The organism is Pseudomonas sp. NCCP-436 (genome assembly GCF_019656335.1).
Taxonomy (GTDB): domain Bacteria; phylum Pseudomonadota; class Gammaproteobacteria; order Pseudomonadales; family Pseudomonadaceae; genus Aquipseudomonas.
In genome coordinates this window covers 1-15935 of the sequence record NZ_BPLZ01000021.1, presented here as the reverse complement: position 1 = coordinate 15935, position 15935 = coordinate 1, and the positions used below count along the sequence as shown (strand labels likewise).

General features: G+C 57.3%; 14 protein-coding genes and 1 tRNA gene. 8 read left to right on the top strand and 7 right to left on the bottom strand.

The window, feature by feature from the left end:
• Positions 1 to 21 precede the first annotated feature (21 nt).
• Positions 22 to 489, top strand: coding sequence for a flagella synthesis protein FlgN (locus NCCP436_RS16490; RefSeq protein ID WP_220805055.1), 468 nt, complete (start codon positions 22 to 24; stop codon positions 487 to 489).
• A gap of 90 nt (positions 490 to 579) precedes the next feature.
• Positions 580 to 1329, top strand: a complete 750-nt coding sequence (locus tag NCCP436_RS16485; RefSeq protein WP_220805054.1) for a flagellar brake protein — start codon at positions 580 to 582, stop codon at positions 1327 to 1329.
• 24 nt (positions 1330 to 1353) lie between these two features.
• Here NCCP436_RS16485 and NCCP436_RS16480 read toward each other — a convergent pair whose 3' ends face one another.
• Both NCCP436_RS16480 and NCCP436_RS16475 read right to left on the bottom strand, forming a co-directional pair.
• The gene (locus NCCP436_RS16480; protein WP_220805053.1) at positions 1354 to 2676 is read right to left on the bottom strand and encodes an MFS transporter; all 1323 of its coding nucleotides are present in this window, start codon (positions 2674 to 2676) and stop codon (positions 1354 to 1356) included.
• Between the two features lie 197 nt (positions 2677 to 2873).
• Positions 2874 to 4115, bottom strand: coding sequence for a glutamine synthetase family protein (locus tag NCCP436_RS16475; RefSeq protein ID WP_220805086.1), 1242 nt, complete (start codon positions 4113 to 4115; stop codon positions 2874 to 2876).
• Positions 4116 to 4438: 323 nt separating this feature from the next.
• On the opposite strand from NCCP436_RS16475, the gene sstT reads away from it, so the two are divergent.
• Positions 4439 to 5662 carry a serine/threonine transporter SstT gene (sstT, locus tag NCCP436_RS16470; RefSeq protein WP_220805052.1) on the top strand — a complete coding sequence of 408 codons (1224 nt, stop codon included), beginning with the start codon at positions 4439 to 4441 and terminating at the stop codon, positions 5660 to 5662.
• Positions 5663 to 5840: 178 nt separating this feature from the next.
• On the opposite strand, the gene NCCP436_RS16465 is transcribed toward sstT, so the two are convergent.
• The 3 genes from NCCP436_RS16465 to NCCP436_RS16455 form a co-directional block, all read right to left on the bottom strand.
• Positions 5841 to 5915 (bottom strand) — tRNA-Arg (locus tag NCCP436_RS16465).
• 76 nt (positions 5916 to 5991) lie between these two features.
• A complete protein-coding gene (locus tag NCCP436_RS16460; RefSeq protein ID WP_220805051.1) occupies positions 5992 to 7098 on the bottom strand; it encodes a Glu/Leu/Phe/Val dehydrogenase dimerization domain-containing protein in 1107 nt (368 codons plus the stop codon).
• Between the two features lie 80 nt (positions 7099 to 7178).
• A complete protein-coding gene (locus NCCP436_RS16455) occupies positions 7179 to 10646 on the bottom strand; it encodes an indolepyruvate ferredoxin oxidoreductase family protein (RefSeq protein ID WP_220805050.1) in 3468 nt (1155 codons plus the stop codon).
• Between the two features lie 196 nt (positions 10647 to 10842).
• Between NCCP436_RS16455 and NCCP436_RS16450 the strand changes: the two genes are divergently transcribed.
• From NCCP436_RS16450 to NCCP436_RS16440, 3 genes are all read left to right on the top strand, one after another.
• Positions 10843 to 11310: an Lrp/AsnC family transcriptional regulator gene (locus tag NCCP436_RS16450; RefSeq protein ID WP_220805049.1), complete on the top strand. Its 468-nt coding sequence runs from the start codon at positions 10843 to 10845 to the stop codon at positions 11308 to 11310.
• A gap of 649 nt (positions 11311 to 11959) precedes the next feature.
• On the top strand, positions 11960 to 13153 hold the full coding sequence (locus tag NCCP436_RS16445; protein WP_220805048.1) for a reverse transcriptase family protein: 1194 nt from the start codon (positions 11960 to 11962) through the stop codon (positions 13151 to 13153).
• Positions 13146 to 13883: a retron Ec48 family effector membrane protein gene (locus NCCP436_RS16440; RefSeq protein WP_220805047.1), complete on the top strand. Its 738-nt coding sequence runs from the start codon at positions 13146 to 13148 to the stop codon at positions 13881 to 13883. Before NCCP436_RS16445 ends, NCCP436_RS16440 begins: the two co-directional genes overlap by 8 nt.
• 145 nt (positions 13884 to 14028) lie before the next feature.
• Here the strand turns inward: NCCP436_RS16440 and NCCP436_RS16435 are convergent, their stop codons facing one another.
• Positions 14029 to 14364 (bottom strand): hypothetical protein, encoded by a 336-nt coding sequence (locus NCCP436_RS16435; protein WP_220805046.1) that lies wholly within the window; start codon positions 14362 to 14364, stop codon positions 14029 to 14031.
• A gap of 23 nt (positions 14365 to 14387) precedes the next feature.
• Positions 14388 to 15041, bottom strand: coding sequence for a hypothetical protein (locus NCCP436_RS16430; RefSeq protein ID WP_220805045.1), 654 nt, complete (start codon positions 15039 to 15041; stop codon positions 14388 to 14390).
• 450 nt (positions 15042 to 15491) lie between these two features.
• Here NCCP436_RS16430 and NCCP436_RS16425 point away from each other — a divergent pair, with 450 nt between their 5' ends.
• On the top strand, positions 15492 to 15764 hold the full coding sequence (locus NCCP436_RS16425) for a helix-turn-helix domain-containing protein (protein WP_220805044.1): 273 nt from the start codon (positions 15492 to 15494) through the stop codon (positions 15762 to 15764).
• A gap of 14 nt (positions 15765 to 15778) precedes the next feature.
• Positions 15779 to 15935, top strand: a 157-nt coding sequence (locus NCCP436_RS16420; protein WP_220805085.1) for a DUF5447 family protein, incomplete at its 3' end; no start/stop codon positions are given.

Genomic DNA, 15935 nt, shown 5'->3' with positions numbered 1-15935 from the left:
CCCGACCCCCAAGAGCCCGCCATGCAAGACATCACCCTGCTTGATCTTTTCACTGCCGATATCGGCACCGCCGGGCAGTTGCTTGAGCTGATCGAAGCCGAGCATCAGGCCCTGACCGAGCGCGATCTGTCGCGCTTGGAAGGTCTGCTGCAGGACAAGCACCCCCTACTTACCCTGCTCCAGCAGCATGGCAGCGAGCGTAGCCGCCTGCTGCAGCAAGCAGGCTTCAGTGCCGACCGCCATGGCCTGGAGACGCTGGCTGCAGGTTCATCCCTGGGCGGTCAGCTGCTGGCTCGTAGTGAGGAGCTGGCCTCGCTGTTGCAGCGCTGCCAGGAAGCAAACCTGCGCAACGGCCGCCTGATCCGTGCCAATCAGGCTACGGTCGGAAACCTGCTCGGCATCCTGCGTGGCGGGGATACTCCCGGACTCTACGACAGTCGCGGCAGCACTGCCAGAGTCGCGCAGCAACGTCCTCTCAGCCAAGCCTGAGGCGGTCGCAAGCGAAAAGCACAGGGACATGGAGGCACTTTGCCATTATGCTAGTGCCATATTAGTCTTTGACTCGGAGAGTTCCGAACTGTGTTCAGCACGTTCAACGAAGAGAGCCAAGCGCAACCTCCCAAGGTGCTCGTGACCCTTGTGGAGATCGTCTCCACCCTGCGCCAGCTACAGCAAAGCCATTCGCCACTGGTGATTCAGTTTAACAACCGTAACCAGCGCTATCGGAGTTATCTGGTAGAAGTAGATCGCGAACGATGTCGCATCGCCCTGGACGAAATCATTCCGACTGACGGAGAACGCTTTCTCAGGCAAGGAGAAGGCTTCAAGGTCGAGGCCTATCGGGACGGCGTCCGCGTAGCCTGGAGCTGTGAACATGAGGTGCAGCTCGGCGAGCTAGAAGGCGCGCCCTGCTACTGGACGCCCCTGCCTCAGGAAGTGCTCTATCACCAGCGCCGCGGTGCCTATCGGGCACAGCTTAAGCACAGTGATCAGGTGAAAGTGGTGCTCAACGGCGACAAGCTGCGCGAGCCGCTGCACGGTCATCTGCTGGATATTTCCGCCACCGGCTGCAAGCTGCGCTTTGCCGGCAACCTCTGCCATCTGCTGAGCAATGGCCAAGTGCATGAGCGCCTGACCACCCACCTGCCGTTTGGCTCGCTCAGTTGCGCGGTTGAGCTACGCCACGTGGTGTACGAGGAAAAGCTCGATATAACCTTCGTTGGCATCCGTTTCAACCAGATGAGCGGACTGGATCAGCGCCAGGTCGAGCGTTTCGTCTACCAGTTGCAGCGCGAAGCGCGCCGCGTAGAAAGCGATCTACCACTCTGATCCAGATCTATCACGGATAGTCGCTCAACCTGGCATCCGTGGGTCCTGCTCCGTTTCCCCCGTGGGTTCCCCGCCCGCTTCAGCAGCCGGCTCCTGCATCTGCTCCTGTACCGTCTGTTCATCTACCCGTGGATCCAGCGCCGCCACTAGCGGCGAGCTCGCCACATCACCGGGCATGGCCATGTGCTGCAGCGGCGCATCCTCAACCTGATGCTTGTGGGTTACCACTTCCGGACGAATGCGCCAGATCAGGATCAGCGCACAGAAGCAGACGAAGGCGTATAGCATGTTGGCACCCAAAAAGCGCATCAGCACACCCGCCAGAAGCGGCCCGGCACAGGCTCCCACGCCGAAAGTAACCAGCAACATGGCCGTCAGCGATACGCGCCGCTCCGGCTCGACGTGGTCATTGGCCAGCGCCACTGCCAGAGGATAAAGACTGAACTGCATCAGACTCGCCAAAAAACCGACAGCGATCAGCAATGGAAGAAATACCTTCGGCAGTACCGCCAATGGTAGTGCAGTCAAAAACAAAAACACCGCACAGCCCCGTATCAGGCGTACCCGATCTCGGCGATCCGATAGCCAGCCCAGCGGCCATTGCACTAGCAGGCCGGCAAGGATACAGCAGCCCATAAACAGCCCCACTTGCTCGGTGGAGAGCCCCATACGGGAAGCATATAGGGGAGCCAGGCCGTAGAACGATCCGATCAGCAGACCAGCCACCGCCACAGTAGTCAGCGATAGCGGCACACGTTTCAGGAAGAAGCGCATCTCCAGCGGTGCCGGCACCAGCGGCGCCGGGTGCAAGCGCCGGGTCAAGGCCACCGGCACCAGACACAGAGCAAAGCACAGGGCCACCAGCATCAGCAGTTCCAGCCCCAGACTGGGGTGCACCACCAGGGTGAGCTGGCCAAGGATCAGTCCCAGGTAGGACGCTCCCATATAGCCGCTAAACACCAGACCGCGCTGCTTGGCGTCAGCCTGCTCGTTGAGCCAGCTCTCGATCACCATGTACTGGCACATCATCCCCAGGCCAACCAGCATTCGCAGCAGTAGCCAGACCCACAGCCACTCGACCAGTCCATGCCCCAGTACTGCCGCTGTCACCACACCAGCGCAGGCGACATATGCGCGAATGTGCCCAACCCGGGCAATCAGCCGATGTCCCAGCTTGCCGCCCAGTACCAGGCCGAAATAGTTGGCCGCCATCAACGCTCCGACCCACAGGCCATCCACGGTGTCGGCAAGGCGCAGAGCCAGATAAGTGCTAAGCAGGCCCGACCCCAGCAACATCAGCAGAGTGGCGAAATACAGCGAGCGGAACGACTTCCAGATCAATGCCATTGGCGAGCGGGGCTCCTTGAGCGCATAAAGGAAAAGAAGGACGGAGGTTCAGCGAGCGAGCAGGCAGCACCGCGCGAACGCCTATAAGCGCTGCAGTACTGGAAACCGTCATCAGGCATCACTCTTCCCCACGCCACTGAAGATCCTGGCAGATAGACTCGCCACAAACAGCCGTTACAGCCTGCCAGAGGCAAGCATCAGACCTGAGCCGCCAGGACACGACGCTCCCAAGGGGTAATTTCATCATAGAAGCTGGTCAGTTCCAGGCTCTTGCTGGCGATATAGCCTTCGACGAACTCGCTGCCGAACAGTTCGGTTGCCAACTCGCTACGACTGAGACGCTCAATGGCAGCCTGCATGGTACAGGGTAGACGCAATTCTTCCGGAACTTCGAACTCTCCCTGAATCGGAGCACTGGGTTGCAGTCCGTGACGCAACCCGTAGAGACCGGCCGCCAGGCTGGCCGCCAGCGCCAGATAGGGGTTGGCGTCGGCTCCGGGCAGACGATTCTCCACACGTCGTGCCACCGGTGCACTGGCCGGAATGCGCAGACCCGCCGCCCGGTTGTCATGGGACCAGCAGGCGTTGTTGGGCGAGGCATAGGGATGAAACAGGCGCTGGTAGGAATTGACATTCGGCGCAAAGAGCAGCGTGAAGTCGGCCAGAGCCGCCTGCAGGCCACCGAGGAAATGATAAAAGGCTGGAGTTGCCTCGCCCTTTTCGTCACTGAAAATGTTACGGCCGCTTCCCTGTTCGACCACACTCTGATGGATGTGCATCGAACTACCCGGAGTATGCGCCAGCGGCTTGGCCATGCACACCACGGACAGACCGTGCTTGAGGCCCACTTCGCGCAGCAGGTGTTTGAACAGGAACGTCTGATCGGCCAGCAGCAGAGCGTCGCCATGTAGCAGATTGATCTCGAACTGACTGACGCCCATCTCGTGCATAAAGGTGTCGCGTGGCAGGCCAAGCTCCTCCATGCAGCGGCAGACTTCGCTAAAGAACGGCCTCAGGCCATTGACGCTGCTCACGCTGAAGGCTGCCGCACCATCCTCGCGACTGCCGTCGAGCCCCTGCGGCGGGCGGAACGGCTGTTCTGGATTGCCATGCGCGGCGAACACGAAGAACTCTAGCTCAGTCGCTACTACCGGTTGCAACCCCAATGCAGCATAGCTGGCCAATACACGCTTGAGCAGTCCTCGTGTCGACAAGCCCGAACTACGACCGTCCAGCTCATTCGCATCGCAGATTGCCAGGGCTCGAGGCGGTTCACTCCAAGGCAGCCGGTAGATCCGCTGAGGATCAGCACAAAGCTGCAGATCGCCATCGTCGCCACCGTAGAAACGGGCCGATGGATAGCCTCCCATGATGCACTGCAATAGCACACCACGCGCCAGTTGCAGACGCTGTCCTTCACTGAAGCCACGCCGGGTCATCACCTTGCCACGTGGCACGCCGTTGAGATCAGGGGTTACGCAGTCGACTTCATCGATTCCGCGCAACAGCGCTTCCAGCGTCAGGCTCATGCTTGAATATCCTTGTATATAGGCCAATGGCCCACGAGTGAGGGCCGTCTGCACAAAATAGGCAGCACATGTTCAATATTTCAAGCACCTAAAGTTTGCGTGTATGCGACAACCTATTGCAGCCTATCGCCCATGACCGGCAGCACTTCCCGGATGGCTGAACCGACTGTGCTAGAGTCGCGCGCTTTTACGGCCCCATCCGGGCGGCTTCTCCAGCCCACAGAGACTGCGACATGACAACCTCCCCTCACCCCATCCTACGCCGAGTTACTGCAATCAGCCTCGTGGGCCAGATCGCCATCGGCCTGATCGCCGGTATCGCCCTGGCCCTGCTTGCCCCAGAGACGGCCCGCTCCGTCGCCCTGCTCGGCGATGTGTTCATTGCAGCGCTTAAGGCTGTAGCGCCAGTGCTGGTTCTGGTGCTGGTAACCGCCTCCATTGCCAATCATCAGCATGGCCAGCAGAGCCATGTTCGTCCGATTCTGGTGCTGTACCTGATCGGCACTTTCTCGGCAGCTCTGATCAGCGTGATTGCCAGCTTCCTGCTTCCCTCGACGCTGGTTCTGAGCAGCCCGGCCGCCGAACTGAGCCCGCCCGGCGGCATCATCGAAGTGTTGCGCACCCTGCTGTTCAACCTGGTGGACAATCCGATCCACGCCCTGCTCAACGCCAATTACGTTGGAATTCTGGCCTGGGCCATCGCACTCGGCCTGGTACTGCGCAATGCCAGCGAAAGCAGCAGGCGACTGCTCGGTGAACTAGCCAACGGTATAACCCGTATCGTCCGTATGGTGATCCGCCTGGCGCCACTGGGCATTTTCGGCCTGGTCGCCACCACACTGGCCGACTCGGGGCTGCAGGCGCTGCTCAGCTACCTGCACCTTCTGGTCGTACTGGTCGGCTGCATGCTGCTGGTGGCACTGCTGGTCAACCCGTTGTTGGTGTACTGGAAAATTCGCCGCAATCCCTATCCGCTGGTGCTGGCCTGCCTACGCGGCAGCGCCATCACCGCCTTTTTCACTCGCAGCTCGGCTGCCAACATTCCGGTCAACCTACAGCTGTGCCGGGATCTGAATCTGCACGAGGAAACCTATTCGGTTTCCATCCCGCTCGGTGCCACCATCAACATGGCCGGTGCCGCCATCACCATCAGCGTGCTGACCCTGGCGGCTGTACACACTCTGGGCATTGCCGTGGATCTGCCAACCGCCCTGCTACTGAGTGTGGTTGCCACCATCTCCGCCTGCGGAGCTTCCGGTGTGGCCGGCGGTTCGCTGCTGCTGATCCCACTGGCTTGCGGACTGTTCGGGATACCCAACGATGTCGCCATGCAGGTGGTAGCCATCGGCTTCATCATCGGCATCGTCCAGGACTCTGCGGAAACCGCGCTGAACTCCTCCACCGACGTCCTGTTCACTGCAGCTGCCTGCATGGCGCAAGAACAACATCGCAACTGAGGCTTCAGGCGCGCCCTCTTCTTATCCTCCCGCGGCAGCGGTCAGACAGGCAGCAACCTGCTTCCGTCAAAGTCAGTGCACCCACCTTAAGCAAAAACTGCAGGCAAAAGAAAACCGGCTCGAGCGGCCGGTTTGTCCTGGTTCCCGTCTTATCCGGGAGGATGCGGGAGAATGTCTATGGCGTCCCCTGCTGGAATCGAACCAGCATCTAGCCCTTAGGAGGGGCTTATTCTATCCGTTGAACTAAGGGGACACGGCCGTATTGGCAACGGCCGGGCGGCATCTTAACTACGATGTTTCCATTTGTCATGTCACAAGCGGCATTTGCTTCAGCGCTGCCAGTTTTGCGTCCTTGCAGGTGTACCGGCAGATACCCACGATGCCCCGCTACGCAGCCGCTCCAGCGCCATGCTGTCTGCTACTGCGCAGGTGGTAGCACCTTCACGCTCGGCACGTTGGAAGATTTCCGTCAGGGTCTGTCCGATTCCTTCAATGTGAGCTTTTAGTTCAGCCACGCTGCCACCGGTACGCTCATAACAGACATCAATGATTCCACCGGCATTGATGGCGTAGTCCGGCGCATACAGGCAATCACGACGGCGCAGCGTCTCGGCCAGACTGCTATCTGCCAGTTGGTTATTGGCCGCCCCCGCAATGATCGGTGCCCGCAACGCTTCAATGCTCTGCAGATTGATGATCGCACCCAATGCACAGGGAGCGAATACATCTACGTCGAGACCATAAATGTCATGCTGGGCTACCGCTGTAGCCCCCAACTGGCTGACCGCTCGCTGGACGTTGGCCTCCAGGATGTCGGTCACCCACAGTCTGGCACCGGCCTCACGAAGCAGCCGGGCAAGGTGAAAACCAACTTGCCCCACCCCCTGGATGGCCACGCGGATGCCGTCCAGATCACTGCGCCCCAGACGATGCTGAACCGCCGCACGAATCCCCATGAACACACCGTAGGCTGTGGACGGTGATGGATCACCATCGCGGCTGCCGCCATCGAAAGCTTCGCGCTGCCCAGCGCCAGCCACATAACGGGTACGCTCGGCCATGATGCGCATCTCGTTCACCCCGGTGCCCGAGTCGGCAGCAGTGATGTAGCGCCCGCCCAGGCTGTCGACAAGATCGCCCATGGCCTGGAACAGCGCCTCGCTCTTGCCGGTGTGCGGATCGCCAATGATCACTGCCTTGCCACCACCCAGCGGCAGACGGGCCAGTGCGGACTTATAGGTCATGCCTCGGGACAGACGCAGCACATCGCGCAGGGCCTCTTCGTCACTGGTGTAGTTCCACATCCGGCAGCCTCCGAGGGCCGGCCCCAGGGTACTGTCATGAATGGCAATGATGGCCTTCAGACCGCTGGCCCGGTCGTAGCCATAAACCACCTGTTCGTGCTGGTCGAAATCAACGTGCGTGAAAACGGACATGCTGCTACCTCGTTCTTGTTCTGATTATTCAAAAGCTCCCTCTCCCCCATAAGGGAGAGGGACAAGGAGAGAGAAAGGGATCAGGCAGCCGGCTCGAACAGCTGCACGGCGACAATCTCGCTGACGCGTAAACGCACCTTGAGCTGCCCGGCCTGCTCACGCGCCCGGGCCACGCTCGCTTCCTTGACGTGGCCGTAACCACGGATCTGCTCCGGCAGCTCGGCCAGTGCCAAGGCCGTGCGGTAGTTGTCAGCCTTCAGCTCGCCAAGCAGATAGGCCACGTTGGCCTCGTATTCCTCGATCAGCTCACGCTCCAGACGTCGCTCGGCGCTATAACCAAAGAGATCAAAGGGAGTCCCACGAAGGAACTTCAGACGCGCCAGCACCCCGAAAGCCTTGAGCATCCACGGGCCGAAGCTGCGCTTGCGCGGTTGACCGGTGACCGCATCCGGCTTGCTCAGCCAGCTCGGTGCCAGATGAAACTGCAGGCGGTAGTCACCCTCAAATTGCTGCTCAAGCTGCTTGCGGAAGGCCTCATCACTGTACAACCGCGCCACCTCGTACTCGTCCTTGTAAGCCAGCAGCTTGAAGTAGTAACGGGCTACGGCCTTACTCAGGCGCTGCTCAGTGTCCTGATCAGCCCGACGCACCCGATCGACCAGTTCGCGATAGCGCTCGGCGTAGCCGGCATTCTGGTAAGCAGTCAGACGCTGCACGCGATCGGCGACGATTTCATCCAGTGTCCGGCAGTGAGGCGCCTCAATCACTTCCGGCGCGGCGACCTTCTCCACCGCGGTCAGATCGTGGGCAGCACGCCGCCCCCAGAGGAAGGCCTGCTGGTTGAGTTCCACCGATACGTCGTTGAGTTCGATGGCCTTGTTGATGGCTTCGGCTGAAACCGGCACCAGCCCCTGCTGGTAGGCGAAACCGAGCATGAACAGGTTGGTGGCGATGCTGTCGCCCAGCAGCCGGGTAGCCAGGCGAGTAGCATCGACGAAACGGGTCTTGTCAGCGCCCACCGCCTCACTGATGGCCTCGCGCATGGCTGCACCCGGCACCTGCGCATCCGGGTTGCGGGTGAACTCGGCTGTCGGTGCCTCGTGGCTGTTGACCACGGCATGGGCAATCTTGTCATTGAGCTTGGCCAGTGCCTCCTCGCTGGCCGAAACCACCAGATCACAGCCCAGCAACAGGTCGGTCTCGCCGGCGGCGATGCGTACTGCGTAGATGTCGCTCTGCCGCGCAGCAATGCGGATGTGGGTGATTACCGGACCGAACTTCTGCGCCAGCCCTGCCTGATCCAGCACCGTGCAACCCTTGCCCTCGATATGCGCGGCCATGCCCAGCAGAGCGCCAACGGTTGTCACACCACTGCCGCCAACACCCGGCAGGAGGATATTCCACGGCCGCGACAGGGCCGGCTGCTTCGGCTCCGGCAAGGCGACGAACAGCGCCCCGCGGCCGACCGCCTCAGGCTTGCGCAGGTCACCGCCATGCACGGTGACGAAGCTAGGGCAGAAGCCCTCGACGCAGGAAAAGTCCTTGTTGCAGGCGTTCTGGTCGATCTGCCGCTTGCGCCCCAGCTCGGTTTCCAGCGGCAGCACCGACAGGCAGTTGGATTTCACGCTGCAATCGCCGCAACCCTCGCACACTGCTGGGTTGATGAAGGCGCGCTTGGCCGGATCGGCCAGCTTGCCGCGCTTGCGCCGGCGGCGCTTCTCGGTGGCACAGGTCTGATCGTAGAGGATGACCGACACGCCCTTGTACTCGCGCAGCTCACGCTGCACGGCATCCAGTTCGCGGCGGTGGTGGAAGGTCACCCCTGGAGCGAAGGTGGAGCGGCTCGGATATTTTTCCGGCTCATCACTGACCAGGGCTATGCGCCGGACACCTTCGGCATAGACCTGCTGACTCAGTTGATCGATACGTAGCTCGCCGTCGATAGGCTGACCGCCCGTCATGGCCACCGCGTCGTTGTAGAGGATCTTGTAGGTAATGTTGACCCCGGCGGCCACGGCCGCGCGCAAAGCCAAGTGGCCGGAGTGGAAGTAGGTACCATCCCCCAGGTTCTGGAACACATGCGGGGTATCAGTGAAGGGTGCCTGACCGATCCAGGTAACCCCCTCGCCGCCCATCTGCGTGAAGGTATCGGTGCTGCGATCCATCCACTGGGTCATGTAGTGACAGCCGATACCGCCCAGAGCACGACTGCCCTCAGGCACCTTGGTCGAACTGTTGTGTGGACAGCCGGAGCAGAAATGCGGCGTGCGCACCGTATGGTGCTTGGGCGCGGCCAGCGCCGCCTCCTTGGCATCGAGAAAGGCCAGGCGTTCCTCGATGGTGGCGCTGGTGTAGATCGGCGCCAGACGTCTGGCGATCACCCGGGCGATCATTGCCGGAGTCAGTTCGCCGAGGTTGGGCAGCAGCGAGTTGCCGTGCTCGTCGAACTCGCCGACCACCCGCGGGCGCTTGCCCACCGGCCAGTTGTAGAGCTGGCCGGTCAACTGATCCTCGATGATGCTGCGCTTCTCCTCTACCACCAAAATCTCGTCCAGCCCTTCGGCGAACTGATGCACCGAAACCGGCTCCAGCGGCCAGCTCATACCGACCTTGAGCACGCGCAGGCCAACCTGAGCGCAGAGCTGCTCATCCAGACCGAGGTCATCCAACGCCTGGCGCACGTCTAGGTAGGACTTACCGGTGGTGATGATGCCCAGCCGCGGATTGGGAGAGTCCAATTTGACCTGATTGAGATTGTTGGCCAGAGCGAAGGCCCGCGCAGCGTAGATCTTGTAGACGTTCAGGCGCTTTTCCTGCGCCAGGGGCGGATCCGGCCAACGGATATGCACCCCATCCTCCGGCAACTGGAAATCCTCGGGGATCTTCACCTGGATGCGCAGTGGATCGACGTCCACCACGGCCGAAGAGTCGACGTTCTCGGCAATAGTCTTGAGCGCCACCCAGCAGCCGCTGTAACGCGACAGCTCCCAGCCGATGATGCCGTAGTCGAGAATTTCCTGAACGTTGGCCGGGTTCAGTACCGGAATCGACGCGGCGATGAACGCATGCTCGCTCTGGTGGGCAATGGTCGAGGACTTGCAACCATGGTCGTCACCGGCCAGCAGCAGTACACCGCCATGCTTTGATACACCGGCAGAGTTGCCATGCTTGAACACGTCGCCACTGCGATCGACCCCCGGGCCCTTGCCGTACCACATGGCGAACACGCCGTCATAGCGGGCGCCCGGGAACAGGTTGGCCTGCTGGCTGCCCCATACCGCAGTGGCGCCCAGCTCCTCGTTGACCCCCGGTTGGAAATGGATGTGGTTTTCCTTGAGATACTCGCGTGCGTCCCAGAGGCTCTTGTCCAGCCCCCCCAGGGGCGAACCACGGTAACCGGAAATGAAGCAGGCAGTATTGAGTCCGAAGGCGGCATCACGCTGACGCTGCAGCATGGGCAGGCGGGTCAACGCCTGGGTACCGGTCAGGTAGAGATGACCGGTGGCAAGACGGTATTTGTCATCCAGACGGATTTCGGCCAGTGACATGGAGCGCTCCTTTTATTTTTATGGCGAGCACATGGAGCGCGACGGTAGGCACGCTCCGCTAACACCTGCCGCAGGATCGCTGCAGCGGATGCCTAAAGCATGACTGGAGGGTTCAGCTTTTTTCTTTCTATTTTCACGAAGGAACGGCCATACTTCGCATGATCAATCCAATAAATCCAATAAAAGAGAATTGTTCATGCAGGACAAGTTAAGCCCCATCGACCGCCGGATCCTCCGCCTGCTGCAGCACAACGCCGATCTCTCCGCCGCCGAGGTGGCAGAAAAGGTCGAGCTGTCACAGTCGCCCTGCTGGCGGCGGATCAACCGCATGCAGGAGGAAGGGCTGATTGAGCGCAAGGTCGCCCTGCTCAGCCACAAGCGGCTGGGTTTCGGCATCACGGTATTCGTCGACATCAAGCTGTCGGCCCACGGCCGCGGCAATCTGGATGAGTTCGAGCAGGCTGTAGTGGGCTATCCGCAGGTGTTGGAGTGCTACAGCATGGCAGGCGGCTCGGACTACCTGCTCAAGGTAATAGCTCGGGACATTGCCGACTACGAACGCTTCCTGCGCGACCACCTGCTGCAGCGTCCGCATGTTCAAGAGGCGCACTCCCATATCGCCATGAGCGAGGTCAAACGCACCACCGAGCTGCCACTGGACTGAGCTACGCCACACAGCGTCAAAGATCGTACAGCGATGCAACGGCCGGGCACCGCGAATCCTGTTCGGGCACATCGTCATCAATGCGGGCTATGAGATCAGCTGGTGGGGCAGTCGAAGAAAGGGACAGCCAGGGGACACCGACCCAAATAAAAAGGGGCTAGCTTGCGCTAACCCCTTGAATTTTATGGTGGCTACACCGGGACTTGAACCTGGGACATCAGCATTATGAATCCGCTACAGGCCGCCCCACTGAGCCAGAGAGCCACATAAAACGGGGCTTACGCCCCTCCCCCATGCTGGTTACACCAGTCCTTTCCAAAAATTTCGACCGATGTAGTCACCCGCTAGAGGCCTATTGCCATCCTGTTTTCCTGTATGTAGCATGATTTGTGCGTAAGCGTACCGCTTATGTGCTGCAATCGATTTTATTAGATCCTGGAATTTGCTCGTTACGAGCGTCTGAAGCATAGCTTTGGGCTTGTCCGGAGGCTCGCACCTCCGATCCCCTCCGAAAAACCTGGAGGAGACAGGGACGGTGGGTTTGGCCATGTGAAGGATGGCAGCTGCCAGCGATCTGATCGATGAATGCACCATCCTTCGCTGCACCCTTGAGTATGGGTTGGCCAAACCTATTTTTAATGGATTCTGTATGGCTACTCAGCTCGCACCCAAAAAGGTTTCAAAACGCTCAATCGCAAGCATTGAAAACCTATGTAGTGCACTTGATATTTCCTTATCAGAAATCTACAGCGCACTCTCTCTTTCTGATGAAGAAAAATATAAAGTTAGTACTCGCGCAAAAAGCGATGGCACTGACAGAATTGTTCACAACCCACACTTTCTTCTCAGAAAAATCCAAAGAAGAATAAATAAAAGAATATTTTCCAAGCCAAGCGTCATAAAATGGCCCGATCATCTATTTGGCTCAGTACCAAATCAACTTGATCAAAGCATGACACATATAATTAATAAAGATTATGTTTCATGCGCAGCAAAACATTGTGGCGCAAAAAGCATTTTAAAGGTAGATATCAAGGACTTTTTCGACAACATACATGAAGACTTAGTACTCGACATTTTTAGAAATTTTTTGAAGTTCGACCAAGAAGTATCCGAGACACTTACTAATATCTGCTGCTTTCACTCTCGACCAGTCCAGGGCGCATTAACATCTAGTTACCTTGCAAGCTTGTGCCTTTACGATGTTGAAGGCTCAGTAGTTGAAAAACTTTCACGAAAAGGTCTTACGTATACACGTTTAGTAGATGACATTACAGTCTCCTCGAAGTCCAACAACTACGACTTCAGCTACGCACTAGACATTATTAAAGGCATGCTAACCGCCAAAGAGCTTCCACTTAATGTCGCAAAGACCAAATCTATCTATATTTCTAGCGAGCCTCTAAGCGTACACGGATTAAGGGTTTCCTTCCCTCAGCCCAGACTTCCATCTGGGGAGGTTTCCAGAATTAGAGCCGCAGTTAAAAATATAGAGTCACTTGCCTCAGAGCGTGGCTATAGAACCACACATGCTTATAGGCATGACTTTAACCGCTGCATGGGCAGAGTCAATAAGCTAGTAAGAGTTGGCCACAATAGGCACCAGCCGCTACTGGACCGACTACGCAAAGTTTTTCCCTTGCCGTCCAAGAAGGATATTGATCGCGCTAGAGCCATGCTCAAGCGGCTCATGCGTGACAAGGACTCGAAAAGAGATACCTATTGGTACGCCAAACGTTATTACAAGTTACAGGAAAGATTAATTGTCCTTGAGCGTTCTTTTCCTGCATCAGCCAAGGAAATCAGGGCATCCCTTAAAGGCTTGAAACCCTCATATGATTAAGAAAAAAATCAAAGACTTATGGAATGACTATCCATACCTAAATTACTTGGCAGCCGGCCTAATTGCCGTCACCCTAATCGGACTAACCACCAGCGCAATTGTATTTTTTGTCACTGGATTTTTTGGAGGCGAGTTTACTAGATCTTTCTGCCTTCACAACGCTTGCGTGGAAAGATTTTTTACCCTATTCGAGCAATCGTTTCAAATATTAGACTCAACACTTAATCTCTTAGTCAGCCTAGCAACCGTCGGAGGCATTATAGTTGCCTTAATGAGCTTCCTAAACAGCGCGAGCGCTACCGCACTATCAAACCACATATCACATTTTTCCACATTCCAAAACTACATATCCTCTGAAATATCCAAGCGCAATCGTATTTCCCCAGCATCTGTAGATGTCTTTGTTTGGTACAACCTAATCTTCTCTAACTCGCGCACTGGAAAAACAAACATATCAGACGAATACTGCAAATTGATCGACGAATTAAACGGAGAAATATCTTGCTCAAACGAACAAGCCAAAACAGCCACTCAAGGCTCTTTTAGATACATGCCACATCAACAGCGCATAATGCAAGCCGTGCTTTCCATTGGAATATCCTTGAGCCATCAGCCTAGGAATGAATTCTACGAGATAGAGGATCAGATTTTTTCCTTGATAAATAGTGTTAATAAATCTTTTTGCTACTCGGACAAAGTACCTGAATTACTGAAGCGGAAATATGTTTGACTGTTCACAGCAGTTAACAATACCGCACGAGCATAGCTTCGAATATATATTGGCTTTTGCGATAGACCGTTTCCCCGCTTAACAGCCATACCAAATCCGCTACAACCACCTTACTGAGCCAAGGAGTCTAGGTCTCCTGCGCACTTCACCACTCTTTGGCTCGCAAACCCTCTATGCACTCTTTCACGTCATCATCAATGACGTTCCCAGGTTTGATGCATTCCTTCATGGTGCGACGAACCCCGCGATTGGCTTCGCGTTCTCGTTTATCTTGGGCTTTGAGATTGGCTCGGGCGGCTTCGCCCATGGGGCCTTTGGATCCAGCGAACAGTTCGTTCACCAGCTTCTGCATGCCTTTGCCGTAGGCTTCGGCAGCAGGTCTGAGAGCATCACCCACTTGGGTGGCAACGGGCTTGGATTCTTCTGCAAGGGCTAGAGTGGAGCTTATGGTCAGCGCTAGCGCCAACAACATCCTGTTCATTTTTCTCCTCCCTAGGAACAAAGCTATGGGCGAAATCCGTTTTCTGCTGCGCATGCAGGGCGGTAGCTGCCGCACATGTTCTTGAATGCGACTTTTGCGCCCTTTCGGCAATCTCGATATTCCAGAGAACCTGAGCGGTAGTTACGGCAAACACTGCCCCACTCAATAGAGCCGTCTACCTCTACCCACTCAAACCGCCCGCTTATACGGCGCTTGTTGTGCCCGTTTTCCCAGTACCAATTGGAGCTATGGGTTCGCTTAGTCACCTGGCGTGGTTGGGTGCTGGAACCTTGGTTGTATGACATTTGCGGTATGGTTGCAGGCGTGTAGGTATTCGTGGCCCCACGCGGAATATAGTTCTGATCGTTGAAGACGGTTTGCTTCGGCTGGTTACGCTCTCGCTCTTCCTGCTCTCGCTTGGCAATTTCGGCCCAAAACATTTCCTCTGCAGTTGGGCTTGATGGCTCCGGTACGGCGGAACTCCACTCGTTCGCTTGCTGCGGTTCAATCTGCGAGGGTGCAAATCCGTCTTTCAATGGAATTTTCAATCCAGCACCGTACAGCGCTGCGAGCGTTATGCCTGAGCCGACCAAGCCAGCGAAAAGCCACTTTGCTATTTCATTCCGCTTCTTCCGTCCTCGTTGCAAGAACGGGGCATCATCTCTTTCAGCTCTCATGTCAGTCCTTTGCTTGCTCTGTCCTATTACGGGCGTACCAGCGTCTAGCTACTTCCTGGGTGATCGCTATCCCGCGTTTGGATTGGCCAAGTTTCGGTTGGCTTCGTCATAGGCGGGGCTCGTCTGGCCATTCTCTGGCATCACTTCGCCAGTAAGCAACCACCACCTATAGCTAGGGTATAGCTTCCCTAGTATCTCGATTTCATCCGCACCGACACGCGCCCTCCCCCGCTTAATGTTCACCCAGCGCGGGTAGTCGGTCTCTCCAGCCTTTGAAAGCTCTACCAAGCTCGCAGCGTTGATCAGTTGAAGGGCTCTATCAGACAGCTTGTCCGTCATTACAAATACTCATGGCATGTCATATGTACAAAATGACAAATTGCCCTTATGGTTTGCACATATGGCAAATTCATATAATTTGCCGTCATTGGTGAAACATAAGGTACAGCTATGGAACAGTCTGGTGTAGTGGGGCTTTCGATTTCGGGAGACACCCAACGCGTAACGGATTTCCGCGACGCACCGTTCTGCACGAAATACGTGCTGGCTCAGCTCCTGGGCATGGAGCAGATCACCGAAGACGTGGTGCGCGGCTGGATCGAAAGCCACGCCCTGCCGACCGTGAAGATCGGCCGTCACCGCGTCATCAACCTGCACCGCATCCGCCGCGACCTCGACCGAGGCAAAACCATCTTCTGCGCGGGGGATTACTCCGATGATTAAGCAGGCGACTGACCATGAATCTCTCTCGGTATCTACGCCAGCCACACGCCGCAAACTGCGACTGCTCTGTGTGCTGGGTAAACCGCACCTGGGAACCGCCCAAGCCTGCTATCTCCCGATCCACACCATGCACCGAGTGCCGCCCCGCGCAATGGTCCAAGGTAAATGGTC

What these genes read in the sequence shown, in the direction of transcription:
- NCCP436_RS16430 (WP_220805045.1), bottom strand. Translation starts at nt 15,041, where the DNA reads ATGAGAGCTGAAAGAGATGATGCCCCGTTCTTGCAACGAGGACGGAAG.
- NCCP436_RS16425 (WP_220805044.1), top strand. Translation starts at nt 15,492, where the DNA reads ATGGAACAGTCTGGTGTAGTGGGGCTTTCGATTTCGGGAGACACCCAA.
- NCCP436_RS16445 (WP_220805048.1), top strand. Translation starts at nt 11,960, where the DNA reads ATGGCTACTCAGCTCGCACCCAAAAAGGTTTCAAAACGCTCAATCGCA.
- NCCP436_RS16490 (WP_220805055.1), top strand. Translation starts at nt 22, where the DNA reads ATGCAAGACATCACCCTGCTTGATCTTTTCACTGCCGATATCGGCACC.
- NCCP436_RS16435 (WP_220805046.1), bottom strand. Translation starts at nt 14,364, where the DNA reads ATGAACAGGATGTTGTTGGCGCTAGCGCTGACCATAAGCTCCACTCTA.
- NCCP436_RS16455 (WP_220805050.1), bottom strand. Translation starts at nt 10,646, where the DNA reads ATGTCACTGGCCGAAATCCGTCTGGATGACAAATACCGTCTTGCCACC.
- sstT (WP_220805052.1), top strand. Translation starts at nt 4,439, where the DNA reads ATGACAACCTCCCCTCACCCCATCCTACGCCGAGTTACTGCAATCAGC.
- NCCP436_RS16480 (WP_220805053.1), bottom strand. Translation starts at nt 2,676, where the DNA reads ATGGCATTGATCTGGAAGTCGTTCCGCTCGCTGTATTTCGCCACTCTG.
- NCCP436_RS16475 (WP_220805086.1), bottom strand. Translation starts at nt 4,115, where the DNA reads ATGACCCGGCGTGGCTTCAGTGAAGGACAGCGTCTGCAACTGGCGCGT.
- NCCP436_RS16460 (WP_220805051.1), bottom strand. Translation starts at nt 7,098, where the DNA reads ATGTCCGTTTTCACGCACGTTGATTTCGACCAGCACGAACAGGTGGTT.
- NCCP436_RS16450 (WP_220805049.1), top strand. Translation starts at nt 10,843, where the DNA reads ATGCAGGACAAGTTAAGCCCCATCGACCGCCGGATCCTCCGCCTGCTG.
- NCCP436_RS16440 (WP_220805047.1), top strand. Translation starts at nt 13,146, where the DNA reads ATGATTAAGAAAAAAATCAAAGACTTATGGAATGACTATCCATACCTA.